Source organism: Mesorhizobium sp. CO1-1-11, assembly GCF_020164995.1.
Lineage (GTDB): Bacteria > Pseudomonadota > Alphaproteobacteria > Rhizobiales > Rhizobiaceae > Mesorhizobium > Mesorhizobium australicum.
In genome coordinates this window covers 196,781-209,910 of sequence record NZ_JAIUHE010000007.1, presented here as the reverse complement: position 1 = coordinate 209,910, position 13,130 = coordinate 196,781, and the positions used below count along the sequence as shown (strand labels likewise).

The following is a 13,130-nucleotide window of genomic DNA, read 5'->3' as shown; positions in this document are numbered from 1 at the left end:
GTGACCGTCAATCTCGCCTCCTTCCTCTATCTGGTATCCGGCGTCCTGTTCATCATGGCGTTGCGCGGCCTCTCGCATCCGACCACCAGCCGGCAGGGCAATCTCTACGGCATGATCGGCATGGGCATCGCCATTGCCACCACGCTGGCGCTGGCAACCCCGTCCGCCGGTCGCTTCGGCCTGATCGTGCTTGGCCTCGCCATTGGCGGTGGCGTCGGCGCCGTCACCGCGCGCCGCATCGCCATGACCTCGATGCCGCAACTGGTCGCCGCCTTCCACTCGCTCGTCGGCCTTGCCGCCGTCATGGTGGCGGCCGCGGCCATCTATGCGCCGGAAAGCTTCGGCATCGGCACGGATGGCGACATCCATGCCCAGGCGCTGGTCGAGATGAGCCTTGGCGTCGCCATCGGCGCCATCACCTTCACCGGCTCAGTCATTGCCTTCCTGAAGCTCGACGGCCGCATGTCGGGCAAGCCGATCATGATCGGCGGCCGTCACGTCATCAACGCTGCCCTTGGCGTGGCCCTGATCGTGCTGATCGTGCTGCTGGTCACCACGGAATCGAAACTGGTGTTCTGGCTGATCGTTGCCGCCTCGCTAGTGCTCGGCGTGCTCCTGATCATCCCGATCGGTGGCGCCGACATGCCGGTGGTCGTATCGATGCTGAATTCCTATTCCGGCTGGGCGGCCGCCGCCCTTGGCTTCACGCTCGGCAATCTGGCGCTGATCATCACCGGCGCGCTGGTCGGCTCGTCGGGCGCGATCCTGTCCTACATCATGTGCAAGGGCATGAACCGAAGCTTCATCTCGGTCATCCTCGGCGGCTTCGGCGGCGAGACCGCCGCTGCGGCCGATGACGGCATCGAGCGCACCGTCAAGCAGGGTTCGGCCGACGATGCCGCCTACCTCATGATGAACGCGCAGAAGGTCATCATCGTGCCGGGTTACGGCATGGCGGTCGCCCAGGCGCAGCATGCGCTGCGTGAAATGGCCGACAAGCTCAAGGCCAACGGCGTCGACGTCAAATATGCCATCCACCCCGTCGCGGGCCGCATGCCCGGCCACATGAATGTGCTGCTCGCCGAAGCCAACGTGCCGTACGACGAAGTGTTCGAGCTCGAGGACATCAACTCGGAGTTTGCCCAGGCCGACGTCGCCTACGTCATCGGCGCCAACGACGTCACCAACCCGTCCGCGCGCGACGACAAGTCGTCGCCCATCTACGGCATGCCGATCCTCGACGTCGACAGGGCCCGCACCTGCCTGTTCGTCAAGCGCTCGCTCGGGTCCGGCTATGCCGGCATCGACAACACGCTGTTCTACAAGGACGGCACCATGATGCTGCTCGGCGACGCCAAGAAGATGACCGAGGAAATCGTCAAGGCCATGGATCACTGACCGGTCGGTCTTGAGGGTCGAATAGAAAGAGCCCGGTCGATGCCGGGCTCTGTAATTTTGGCGTGATGCTGCCTTCAGCCGTTGGTCAGGAACACCGCTTCCTCTTCATCGCGCTGCCTGCCGCCGAGCGCTGCGGCCGCACTGGCGATGAAGGCGCCGATGACCAGCGACAAGGCGCCGAGAAGCGCAAAGGTGGCGCTTGCTTTCCTTGCGGTGTCGGCCGCCTGCTTCGCTTTGACCTTTGCGTCCTGCGCCTTCGCCAGCACCGTGTCGACACGCGTCTTGGCATCAGCCTCGGAAAGGCCGGTGCGCGCGGCGACCAATTGCGCAAGATAGGTCTTGTCTTCCGCCGAAACCTCGCCGGCGACGGCGCCGGCGATCAGGATCCGCGAGGCCTGCCCGGCCGCGGCGGCTTCGTCGGCAGGATTGGCGGTGGCCAGCTTGGCCGGATCGGCCGGGCGGAACAGGGAATCCACCAGATAGGAGGTCGCATTGTCGGTCGATGCACCGCTGGCATTCGCCGAGGCCCCGGCCGACGCACCCATGGCGGCTCCCGAGGCCACGGTGGACGCGGCCTGTACACCTGAACCAATCGCGGCGGAAAGTGCCGAGCCAAGCACGCCGGCGACCAGCAAGGTGGCCAGCGCCCAGGCGAGAAAGCCGTGCGCGGTGTCACGGAAATACACTTCGTCGGTGTGGATGCCGACCCATTTGGTCCGCAACCGGCCCGCAAGGTAGCCGCCTACACCGGCGGACAGCCACTGTACGATCACCAGCCAGACGGCGGTGGAAACCGCGAAGGTGGTGATCGACGCGCCAGAGCCCGACCATGGTGAAACCATGCTGAGCCCAAGGCCTGAGCCGAGCAACATGAGGATGAAGGTCAACGTCGAGGCCGCGAAAGCGCCGGCGATGATCGGTCCCCAGCTGACGGCGGTGGAGGACGATTCCGTGGAAGCGGATACGTCGACAGCCGATAGGGTGGACTGCATCGACGCCCCCTACCGTACGAACAGCATGATGAGGATGATGATCGGAATCGGAATGCCGAGCAACCAGAGTAGAATGCCGCGTCCCATGAAAAGCCTCCTGAAAGAAATTGTGATGGACACTGTCACAATGTCTTCGAAGGCCTTCTGTTCCGGCGCATCCTCATTATTGGCGCGGGCACGAGCTATGCCAATCTGTCAAAAAGGCTTTGCGAAACCTCAAATATCCAGGTTGGCGACCGACAGTGCGTTGTCCTGGATGAACTCGCGCCGCGGCTCCACCTCGTCACCCATCAGCCGCGAGAACAGGCTGTCGGCATCGGTCGCATCGTTGACCTTGACCTGCAGCAGCGAACGCACGTTCGGGTCGAGCGTGGTTTCCCAGAGCTGCTCGGCATTCATTTCGCCGAGACCCTTGTAGCGCTGCATGGTCAGCCCCTTGCGGCCAGTCGCAAAGACCGCGTTGAGCAGCGCCAGCGGTCCCGAGACTGTCTCGGACACCTCCTTGCGGCGCAGCACCGGCGGCGTCCCGTAGACTTCGCTGAGGCGCTGCGCGTAGCGATCGAGCTGGCGTGCGTCGGCGGAATTGATCAACGCCATGTCGAGATGGGCATATTCCTTGACGCTGCGCACGGTGCGTTCGAAGACATAGCCGCCGATGCCCTCGTTCGAGGTCGACATGCGGCCGGTCCAGCCGCGCTCGGTGTCCTCGGCGATGATGTCGAGGCGTTGCGCGATCCGCTCCGCCATCGCGTTGGCGCGGCCAAGATCGGCGAAGATTTCGGGATTGAGCCCGCCGGCAATCGCAGCCTGCTCGACGACGTCGCGGTTATAGCGCGTGTGCAAGCCGTTGATGAGCTGGCGCACGGCAAGCGCATCGGCGACGGCGCCGTGCAGATCCTGTCCGGTCCGCACTTCCCCTGAGCCGAGCGTAAGGGACGCTTCCTCCAACCCCGAATCGATCAGGAATTCTTCGAAGGCGCTCTCATTCTTGATGTATTGCGAGCTCTTGCCGCGCGTCACCTTGTAGAGCGGCGGCTGGGCGATGTAGAGGTGGCCGCGCTCGATCAGCTCCGGCATCTGCCGGAAGAAGAAAGTGAGCAGCAAGGTCCTAATATGGGCGCCGTCGACGTCCGCGTCGGTCATCAGGATGATCTTGTGGTAGCGCAGCTTGTCGGCGTTGAATTCGTCCTTGCCGATCGAGGTGCCGAGCGCGGTGATCAGCGTGCCGATCATGTCGGACGAGAGCATGCGGTCGAAGCGGGCCCGCTCGACATTGAGGATCTTGCCGCGCAGGGGAAGGATTGCCTGGTTTTGGCGCGAACGGCCGCCCTTCGCGGAGCCGCCGGCCGAGTCACCCTCGACGATGAAGATTTCGGACTTCGCCGGATCGCGTTCCTGGCAATCGGCCAGCTTGCCGGGCAGCGAGGTGACGCCGAGCGAGGTCTTGCGGGTGATGTCACGAGCCTTGCGCGCCGCTTCACGCGCCGCCGCGGCCTGGATCACCTTGTCGACGACCACCTTGCCCTCGGTCGGATGCTCTTCGAGCCACGTGCCGAGCGCTTCGTTGACCAGTCCCTCGACCACGGGACGAACCTCCGACGAGACCAGCTTGTCCTTGGTCTGCGACGAGAATTTCGGATCGGGAACCTTAACCGACAGCACCGCCGTCAGGCCCTCGCGGCAATCGTCGCCGATCAGCGAGACCTTTTCCTTCTTGGTCAGCCCCGAAGATTCGCCATAGCCGGTGATCTGGCGGGTCAGTGCGCCGCGAAAACCGGCCAGATGGGTGCCGCCATCGCGCTGCGGGATGTTGTTGGTGAAGGCCAGCACATTCTCGTGGTAACTGTCGTTCCACCACATCGCCACTTCCACGGTGATGCCGTCACGCTCGGCCCTGATGGAGATGGGTTTCCCGATCAGCGGTTTCTTGACCCGGTCGAGATATTTGACGAACTCTTCCAGGCCGCCATCATAGTGCAGTTCATGCTTCACGACGTCGGCATGACGGGCGTCTGTCAGAACGATGCGCACGCCGGAGTTCAGGAAGGCGAGTTCGCGCAGCCGGTGCTCCAGCGTGCCGAAATCGAATTCGACCATGGTAAAGGTCTCGGACGACGGAAAGAAGGTGACCTCGGTGCCGCTGCGGCCCTCATTGGTGCCTGGGCGCTTGTCCTGCTCGTAGCTGCCGATCGCCTTCAGCGGCGCATCGGCATTGCCGTGGGTAAAGCTCATCTCGAAGACCTGGCCGTTGCGGCGGATCTTGAGCTTCAGCCAGGCCGACAGCGCGTTGACCACCGAGACGCCGACGCCATGCAGACCGCCAGACACCTTGTAGGAGTTCTGGTCGAACTTTCCGCCGGCATGCAGCTGCGTCATGATCACTTCGGCCGCCGAAATGCCTTCGCTGGGGTGAATGTCGGTTGGAATGCCACGGCCATTGTCGATAACCGTCACCGAACCGTCGGGATTGAGCGTCACCGAAACCAGGTCGGCATGGCCGGCCAGCGCCTCGTCGATGGCGTTGTCGACCACTTCGTAGACCATGTGATGCAGGCCCGAGCCGTCATCGGTATCGCCGATATACATGCCCGGCCGCTTGCGGACGGCGTCCAACCCCTTCAAAACCTTGATGGAATCGGCGCCGTATTCGGCTTCAGCGCCGTTTGTGTTCTCGGTCTGGTCGCTCATGAAAACCTGTTGTCTAGATGCCGCTTTTACAGCGCGAAAAATCGGCCCCGAATCGCGCTTCTGATATGGGGTAGATATAGGCGCTAAAGGCGGTTTTTCCAAGGTTTGCAGGCATTTCCGGCGCGAATGCCGAGCCGGCAGCCGGCTATTTTTTTCGGGCGTTGAATTTAGCCAGGAGGCCGCGCAAATATTTGACCGTGGATTTGTCCCTGGGCGCCAGCCGGCCCGTCTGGTCGAGCTCCAGCGAAACCAAGTTTCCTCAGCGCCGCTTCCATCGCTTCGCCGCCTTGGGCGGGGTTGGCAAGCGGCCGGACCAGCCGGTAGTCGTCATTGGCCATGACCAATGGCCACGTGCCGCTCGGCCGCCGCGATAGCGGTGGTCGCAAGCATCAGCAGCATGGCAAACAGCAAACGCAGTCGAACCGCCCCCGGCTCAGTCGTTTGCCGACCATTCCACCTCTTTATGGCGCAAGCAAGCCGCGCTGAGGCGGCTCTCTCAGGCGGCGCGCATCGGTTTCAACGCCTCGCTCCAGCGCAACAGTTCGTCCAGCATGGTCTTGGTCCCGCTCCGCACTTGCTCGCTGGCATCGAAGGCGCCGTTCTCGTCGAGCAGTTTCTGGTACAGCGCCAGCGCGACACCTTCCGGGATAGGCATGATCCCGACCGAGGTCAGCAGCGGCTTCAGCGCCTGCGCCGCGCGCAGGCCGCCGGAGACACCGCCATAGCTGAAGATCGCAGCGGGCTTGTATTTCCATTCGCGGGCGAGATAGTCGATCGCGTTGATGATCGCGGGTGCGGCGAAGTAATTGTATTCCGGCGCTACGAACACGAAGGCGTCAGCGGCATCCATCGCCTTCGACCAGGCCTTGGTGTGGTCGTTCTGATAATTGCCGAGCCTTGGATGATGCGGTTCATCCAGGACCGGCAGGTTGAACGCGGCTATGTCGGTCAGCACTGGCTCGAATTTTCCGTGTTCGCGTACGAACGTCTCCAGCCATTCGGCGAAAACCGGGCCAGCGCGGCCGGGCCGCGTGCTGCCGATGATGATGTTCAACTGGTGCTTCAAGGCAGGCTCCTTTGTCAGGCAGTATCTGTTGGTGACTGCCACTACGGCAGAGCGTTCCAGCAGGCAAGGTTGGATCCCTGAAGGAACGGTCACGATCGGATGAACAGACCGTCCGCCCTGGCGTTCCCGCCGTCATCGGTCCGGTTGCCGTTCGGTGACATGGACGCCGGTGGTGGCAGCCACTACATTGATGGGGACAGCGGAGCACTTCATGGACACGCAGCCCGCCCCATTCGTTCCTCCCGCCCCGAAGCCGCGCACGTCGCCGCCTTCGACGCTGGAAATGATCCGCATCGTCTATCGCAACCCGCTCGAACTCTGGGGCGAGCCGACCTACAACGAACCCTGGATTTCTGCCAAGGGCGCTGGTGGGCCGCTGGTCATCGCCAATGATCCGGGCCTGATCCGCCATGTGCTGGTCGACAACGCCAAGAACTACAAGATGGCGACGGTGCGCCAGAAGATACTGAGGCCGATCCTGCGCGACGGCCTGCTGACGGCCGAGGGCGAGGTGTGGAAGCGGTCGCGCAAGGCAATGGCGCCGGTGTTCACGCCACGCCACATTTTCGGCTTCGCCCAGCCGATGCTGAAACGGACGCTGGAGTTCGTCACCCGTTACGAGGCCGGCGGCACGTCCGATATCGCCCATGACATGACGCTGCTCACCTATGACATCCTGGCCGAGACGCTGTTTTCCGGCGAGATCGCGGGCGAGCCCGGCAGTTTCGCCAACGAGATCGACCGCCTGTTCGAAACCATGGGCCGCGTGGATCCGCTCGACCTGCTGCGCGCGCCCGACTGGCTGCCGCGGCTGACCCGTATCCGCGGCCGCAAGACCATGGCCTATTTCCGCAAGATCGTGACCGACACGGTCAAGATGCGCGAAGAGAAGTTCAGGCGCGACCCCGATGCCGTGCCGCAGGATTTCCTGACGCTGCTGCTCAAGGCCGAAGGCCCCGACGGACTGACGCGCCCGGAAGTCGAGGACAACATCATCACCTTCATCGGCGCCGGCCACGAGACCACGGCGCGCGCGCTCGGCTGGACGCTCTATTGCCTGGCCGAATCGCCCTGGGAGCGCGACCGGGTCGAACAGGAGATCGACCGGGTGCTGGCGCGCGAGCCCGATCCGGCGAAGTGGCTCGACGCCATGCCGCTGACACGCGCCGCTTTCGACGAGGCGCTTCGGCTCTACCCGCCGGCGCCATCGATCAATCGCGAGCCGATCGTTCCGGAAATGTGGAAGGATCTTTATATCCCCAAGCACGCCGCCGTGCTGGTGATGCCATGGGTCGTTCACCGCCACAGGAAGCTGTGGGACCGGCCAGACGCCTTCCTGCCCGAACGCTTCCATCCGGGAAACCGTGAAAAGATCGACCGCTTCCAATATCTGCCCTTCGGCGCCGGCCCGCGCGTCTGCATCGGCGCCAGCTTCGCCATGCAGGAGGCGATCATCGCGCTCGCCATCCTCTTGTCACGCTTCCGCTTCGACGCGACCGCTGAAACAAAACCCTGGCCGGTGCAGAAATTGACCACGCAGCCGCAAGGCGGTCTGCCGATGCGGGTCACGCCTCGCCCTCGCTGAGGGCCGACGCTTCTTATACCGCGGGCTTACGCTGCTGGAACTGGCCGGCGGCGCGGAAGCGCCAGAGGTAGCTCGGCAGGATCGTCGCGATCGATTGCGGCTGGATGCCGAGTCCCGCCAGTGTCCGGTTGGCCTTGGCGGCTTCGTCCGAAACGATGTTGTGCTCGCGCAACTGCATCACCTGGTCCTTGGTCAGCAGCGGATTGGGCAACAGGCCGAGGATCGAGGCCTGGATGTTTGCCATCCACCAAGGCACCGGCACCAGCAGGCGCTTGCGCTCGATAACCGTGAGCAGTTCCTGCATGCACTCCTTGAAGGTGAGCACGTTGGGGCCGCCGAGCTCGTAAACCTGGCCGCCATCGATCTTGCCGTCGACCGAACGCGCGACAGCCTCCGCCACGTCACCGACATAGACCGGCTGGAACTTGGTCTGGCCGCCGCCGATCAGCGGCAGCATCGGCGAATAACGCGCCATATTCGCGAACCGGTTGAAGAAGCTGTCCTCCGGCCCGAAATTGATCGACGGCCGCAAGATCACGGCATCGGCGATCGTGTCCAGCACGGCCTTTTCACCGAGCGCCTTGGTGCGCGCATAATCCGATTCGGAATCCGGATCGGCGCCGAGCGCCGAAATATGGGTGAGCCCGGCGCCGACGGAGCGCGCCGCCTCGGCGATGGCGCGAGCACCGAATTCGTGCACGGCGGAGAATTTCTGCCGGCCGCTCTCATGCAGGATGGCGACGAGATTGACGACATGGTCGGCACCTTGCACGGCGCGGTCGACCGACCAGCGCACGCGCACATTGGCCTGCACCGGCTGGATCTGGCCGACATTGCCGAGCGGCTGCAAATGGCCGGCAAGGTCGGGCCGTCGGCAGGCGACCCTGATGCGATAGCCGCGCTTGGCTAGCGCCCGCACGACATGACGGCCGACAAAGCCTGACCCGCCAAAGACGACGACGAGCTTTGGGGTCTGCAGGATTTCGGTCATGGCGGGCTCCGGCGCGCGTTCCAGATGGCTTGGCTGAGCCGTTTCATAGTCCGTTTTGCGCCAAAGGCAAAGGGTGACGCCTCGTCGCGTCATCCTTGTTTTTTGCGCGATTCCAAGAAAAAGCAAGGCCCGGTATTCCTGCGACAAGCGCATCGATCATGTCTTGGCCCTGCGAGCGACAGAAGCAGGAAACCCCGCCGAAGCGGGGTTTCCCGGATGACATCCATGAGGTGTCAGGGGCCGACGAGCGGCCTGACCTGAGACGGTATCAGGAGGGCGTGAAGCAAGTACGCCCACCCCAGCCCTGAACATCCGACATGGTGCCACCAACCTTCTTGCAGGCGGCGACGAAATCGGCGCTGCAGTTGGCGAATTTCGCATGGCCGTTCTTGCAGTAGTGGTCCTCGGTGGCGCCGCCACCCGGCGCGGTAATGACGCCCGGGTTGGCCGGCTTGACCGGTGCGGCCTTCAAATTGGCAGCCTGCGTGGCGCCCATGAAGGAACCGAGCAGGAGGACGGCGGTCAGCATGGTGGTCTTGGTGTTGGTCATGATGATTTCCTTTGATTTGAGGTTGGGTTTCCGGGACGCGAAGGGCGATGCCTTTCACGCGAAGCAGACTTTCGATTTTGATTTTGCTGTTCCCCGGTCTGGATCGGGCAAGCTCACCTTGCCCTGGACAAACGTTGGTCGCCCGGGCGCTCAAAAAGGTTCAGGACGCGCGCGAAAAAAAACGCGCACAACCGCGCGTCAGGCGGGGGCGGCCAAGTAATCGTCTGCAAAGAAAGGAGAAGAAATCAGGCCGAGTAGCGTTCGGCGAATTCGGAGATGCGCTGGATCACTGCCTTGGGCGCGGTGATGCCGCGCGCCTGCGCCTTTTCGGCCGCTTCGGCGCGGGCGCGGCCTGGCACGTGAACGCCGAAGCGCCGCCGCAGCCGGTCAAGCTGGTCTTTCATGCGCTGCTCGAAGCCCGGGTCGAGCAGCTTGGGCTCGACGGCAAGCACGAACAGGCCGGTCCCGGGGCTGTCCGGGCCGCCGCTGAACCATGGCGCGTCGAGTGACCAGTTGGCGCCCGACAGGCCGGCCGCCAGCACTTCGACCATCAGCGCGATGTTGGCGCCGCGCTGGCCGCCGAAGGCGAGCATGGCGCCCTTCATGGCCGCCGCCGGATCGGTGGTCGGGTTGCCGCTGGCGTCCAGCGCCCAGCCTTCGGGGATCTTCTTGCCTTCCTCGGCGGCCTTGCGGATGTTGACGAAGGCGGTGGCGCTCGACGACTGGTCGATGACCAGCGGCGCGCCGTCGGCGGCGGGGGCGGCGAAAGACATCGGGTTGGTGCAATAGACCGGCTTGACCGAGCCTGAGCCGGCCAGGACGGCCGGACCGTTGGTTGCCGCGAAGGACACCAGCCCCTGCGCGGCCAGCCGGCCGGTGAAGTAGCCGAGCGCTCCGCAGGTGTAGGCGTTCTTCTGCGAGAAGATGGCGACGCCGAACAGTCTTGCCGCCTTGGCGAGGTCGTCGATGGTGCGGTCGAAGCCTGTATGCGCCAGCCCGCCGCGCGCGTCCGAGAGATAGATGGCCAACGCCGGCCGGGTGATCACCGGATCGGCATTGCCGTCGATGCGCCCGGCCTCGAGCGCTTCGAGATAGTCGATGAAATGTGTGAGCCCGACGGCTGCAAGTCCCTCTGCCTCGGCCGCGATGATCGAGGCGGTGAGCGATTGCGCTGCTTCCTCGTTGGCGCCGGCGCCAAGTGCCGCCATCCGGCACAGCCCTTTTGCCTGGTCGAGACTGAGTTGCATGGCGATTGCCCTTAGTGAGTAGTGAGTAGGGGTTGGTGAGTGGTGAGTTGTGGAGTGCGCGGCAGCCACTTCCTACTTACCAATCCCTACCCACCACTCACTTGAACCTAACCGATCTTGACCGGGATTCTTGCCTCGATCCGGCTGAAGGCGAAGACCAGAATGCCGGTGATCGCCATATAGATCAACGCCAGGAGCAGCAAGGGCTCGTAGGTGAGATAGGTGTCCTGCCGCACCTTGGACGAGACGGCGAAGATGTCGATCACGCTGATGGTTGCCACCAGCGGCGTCGATTTCAGCTGCAGCACGGTCTCGCCGGTCAGCGTCGGCAGCGCCCGGTAGAAGGCTTGCGGCAGCCAGATGCGGCGGAAGATCTTCCATCGGCTCATGCCGAAGGCGCGGGCGGCTTCCAGCTGCCCCTTGGGCACGCCGGCAAAGGCGCCGCGCATCACTTCGCCCTCGTAGCCGGCGAAGGACAAGGTCAGCGCCAGCACGCCGTACGGCCAGGCCTGCCTGAGATAGGGCCACATCCAGGATTCGCGGATCCATGGATATTGCGGGAAAAGCGAGCCCAGCCCGTAATAGAGCAGCCATAGCTGCAGAAGCAGCGGCGTGCCGCGGATGATGGTGCAGAAGACTTTCGCAGGTGCCGCGACCCAGATCGAGCCGGCCGCCTGCGCCAGCCCGACGGGCACGGCGATCATGAAGCCGAGCGTACAGGTGACGGCCAGGATCCACAGGGCACGCCAGATCCCCATCAGGCCCATTTCCCAATATTGCGGCAGCCAGTCCCAGCGCATGAAGAAGGCGGCTGACGCCACCAGTCCCAGCGCGATCAGGATCAGCACGATGCGATGCGGCTGCAGCCAGAGCGAAGCGCGCGCCGCCGTGTCGATGATGACCGTTTCGCTGGTCATCAGCGTGCCTCCTTGATCGAAGGCATTCCGCGCCGCGCCCATTTCTCGGCGCGGCCAAGCAGGAGGTTCGAAACCAGCGTCACGCAGAGATAGAGCACGCCGGCGGCGAGGAAGAAAACCAGATATGCCTTGGTGACACCCGCCGCCTGTCGTGTCGCCAGCGTCAGTTCGAAGAAGCCGACGACGGCCAGCAGCGCGGTGTCCTTGGTGGCGATCAACCACAGATTGGCGAGGCCCGGAATGGCGAAAGGCAGCATCGCCGGCAGCGTGATGCGCCGCAACAGAAGGCCGGGAGACATGCCGAAGGCGCGGGCGGCTTCGATCTGGCCCTGCGGGATGGCGAGGATCGCGCCGCGGATGACTTCCGTCGAATAGGCGCCCTGGACGAAGCCGAGCACGGCGATGCCGGCCACCAGCCCGCTGATGTCGACACGCTGGTAACCCATCGCCGTCAGCACCTGGTTTATCAGGTCGGTGCCGGCATAGTAGAGCAGCAGGATCAGCACCAGTTCCGGCACGGCGCGCACCACGGTGGTGTAGACCGCGAACAGGTCGCGCACCACGGGCCCGCCGTAAAGCTTGCCATAGGCACCGCAGGTTCCAATCAGCAGGCCGACGATGGTGGCGCCGACGGCGATCTCAAGCGAATGCAGGAGCCCGAGCAAGAGCGTCCCGCCCCAGCCGACGGGAGCCGGCGAGAGCAGTTCGACGATGCCGGCCGCGGAGGCCGGAAGAAAGGATTCGATCAGCTTCGCCCCCGGATTGCTGGCTCTGTCCGCCGGCACCAGCAGCCGGCGGCAAGCATGCGTGGACAGGCCGGCTGGAGGACGAGGGCGTCAGCACCCTGTCCTCCAGCCGATGCGAGGGTCGTCAGTTCGACTGCGTGGCACCGCCGTAAATGTCGAAATCGAAGTATTTCTTCGAGATCTCGTCATATTTGCCGTTAGCGCGGATCGCCTTGATGCCGGCGTTGATCTTCTCTTTCAGATCGGTGTCTTCCTTGCGCACGCCGGCGCCGACGCCCGGTCCGAGCACTTCGTCGTCAGGGGCCACCATGCCCTTGAGATCGCAGCAGGCCTTGCCCTGGTCGGTCTTGAGGAACTCCTTGAGCGCGATGGAATCGGCCTGCACCGCGTCGAGGCGGCCCGCGGCAAGGTCGTTGTTGGCTTCGTCCTGCGTCTGATATTCCTTGATCTCGGATGCGGTGGGTCCGAAATGCTTCTTGGCGTAGACGGCATGCACCGTCGACACCTGGACGCCGAGGACCTTGCCCTTGAGATCGTCGGGCGTGGCGCCGAACTTCTGGTCCTTGGGGCCGATGATGGCGGTCGGGGTGTTGTAGTATTTGTCGGAGAAGTCGATGGTCTTCTTGCGTTCGTCGGTGATCGACATCGACGAGACGATGAGGTCGATCTTCTTGGTGGTCAGTGCCGGGATGATGCCGTCCCAGGCGACAGGGGTGATGACGCAGTCGAGCTTCTCCTCGGCGCAGACGGCGTCGATGAAGTCGATCTCCCAGCCGACCCATTTGCCCGAAGCATCGGGCGAGGTGAAGGGCGCGTAGGGTTCGGCGGCGACGCCGATCTTGACCGGATCGGCCTTGGCCACGCCCATGGCGGCGACGCCGAGCAGCAGCGCCGCGGCGAATGTCTTCAGAACAGTCTTCATTTCAGAACTCCCAGTTTGTTGTTGGTTC

12 protein-coding genes are annotated in these 13,130 nt (G+C 63.9%); 3 read left to right on the top strand and 9 right to left on the bottom strand.

Features of this window, described 5'->3' with window-relative positions; genetic code table 11:
* Window positions 1–1,398: an NAD(P)(+) transhydrogenase (Re/Si-specific) subunit beta gene (locus LB554_RS10440; protein WP_224584388.1), complete on the top strand. Its 1,398-nt coding sequence runs from the start codon at window positions 1–3 to the stop codon at window positions 1,396–1,398.
* A 74-nt stretch (window positions 1,399–1,472) separates the two neighbouring features.
* Here the strand turns inward: LB554_RS10440 and LB554_RS10435 are convergent, their stop codons facing one another.
* The 3 genes from LB554_RS10435 to LB554_RS10425 all read right to left on the bottom strand — a co-directional run bounded on the left by LB554_RS10435 (window position 1,473) and on the right by LB554_RS10425 (window position 6,144).
* A complete protein-coding gene (locus tag LB554_RS10435) occupies window positions 1,473–2,390 on the bottom strand; it encodes a membrane protein (RefSeq protein WP_015314275.1) in 918 nt (305 codons plus the stop codon).
* 216 nt (window positions 2,391–2,606) lie between these two features.
* On the bottom strand, window positions 2,607–5,078 hold the full coding sequence (gene gyrB / locus LB554_RS10430; protein ID WP_015314274.1) for a DNA topoisomerase (ATP-hydrolyzing) subunit B: 2,472 nt from the start codon (window positions 5,076–5,078) through the stop codon (window positions 2,607–2,609).
* A gap of 496 nt (window positions 5,079–5,574) precedes the next feature.
* On the bottom strand, window positions 5,575–6,144 hold the full coding sequence (locus tag LB554_RS10425) for an NADPH-dependent FMN reductase (protein WP_224584386.1): 570 nt from the start codon (window positions 6,142–6,144) through the stop codon (window positions 5,575–5,577).
* Window positions 6,145–6,355: 211 nt separating this feature from the next.
* Between LB554_RS10425 and LB554_RS10420 the strand changes: the two genes are divergently transcribed.
* The gene (locus LB554_RS10420; RefSeq protein WP_140660055.1) at window positions 6,356–7,729 is read left to right on the top strand and encodes a cytochrome P450; all 1,374 of its coding nucleotides are present in this window, start codon (window positions 6,356–6,358) and stop codon (window positions 7,727–7,729) included.
* A 13-nt stretch (window positions 7,730–7,742) separates the two neighbouring features.
* On the opposite strand, the gene LB554_RS10415 is transcribed toward LB554_RS10420, so the two are convergent.
* Together LB554_RS10415 and LB554_RS10410 are read right to left on the bottom strand one after the other, a co-directional pair.
* The gene (locus tag LB554_RS10415) at window positions 7,743–8,720 is read right to left on the bottom strand and encodes a complex I NDUFA9 subunit family protein (RefSeq protein WP_224584383.1); all 978 of its coding nucleotides are present in this window, start codon (window positions 8,718–8,720) and stop codon (window positions 7,743–7,745) included.
* Between the two features lie 268 nt (window positions 8,721–8,988).
* A complete protein-coding gene (locus LB554_RS10410; RefSeq protein ID WP_015314270.1) occupies window positions 8,989–9,270 on the bottom strand; it encodes a hypothetical protein in 282 nt (93 codons plus the stop codon).
* Between LB554_RS10410 and LB554_RS10405 the strand changes: the two genes are divergently transcribed.
* A complete protein-coding gene (locus tag LB554_RS10405; protein WP_140821641.1) occupies window positions 9,269–9,490 on the top strand; it encodes a hypothetical protein in 222 nt (73 codons plus the stop codon). The genes LB554_RS10410 and LB554_RS10405 overlap by 2 nt on opposite strands.
* A 25-nt stretch (window positions 9,491–9,515) precedes the next feature.
* On the opposite strand, the gene LB554_RS10400 is transcribed toward LB554_RS10405, so the two are convergent.
* The 4 genes from LB554_RS10400 to LB554_RS10385 all read right to left on the bottom strand — a co-directional run bounded on the left by LB554_RS10400 (window position 9,516) and on the right by LB554_RS10385 (window position 13,102).
* Window positions 9,516–10,517 (bottom strand): Ldh family oxidoreductase, encoded by a 1,002-nt coding sequence (locus LB554_RS10400; RefSeq protein ID WP_224584382.1) that lies wholly within the window; start codon window positions 10,515–10,517, stop codon window positions 9,516–9,518.
* A gap of 107 nt (window positions 10,518–10,624) precedes the next feature.
* A complete protein-coding gene (locus tag LB554_RS10395) occupies window positions 10,625–11,434 on the bottom strand; it encodes an ABC transporter permease (protein WP_015314268.1) in 810 nt (269 codons plus the stop codon).
* On the bottom strand, window positions 11,434–12,099 hold the full coding sequence (locus tag LB554_RS10390; protein ID WP_041163582.1) for an ABC transporter permease: 666 nt from the start codon (window positions 12,097–12,099) through the stop codon (window positions 11,434–11,436). The genes LB554_RS10395 and LB554_RS10390 overlap by 1 nt, the downstream gene beginning before the upstream one ends.
* Window positions 12,100–12,304: 205 nt before the next feature.
* Window positions 12,305–13,102, bottom strand: a complete 798-nt coding sequence (locus LB554_RS10385) for a transporter substrate-binding domain-containing protein (protein ID WP_135883722.1) — start codon at window positions 13,100–13,102, stop codon at window positions 12,305–12,307.
* Window positions 13,103–13,130: the final 28 nt, after the last annotated feature.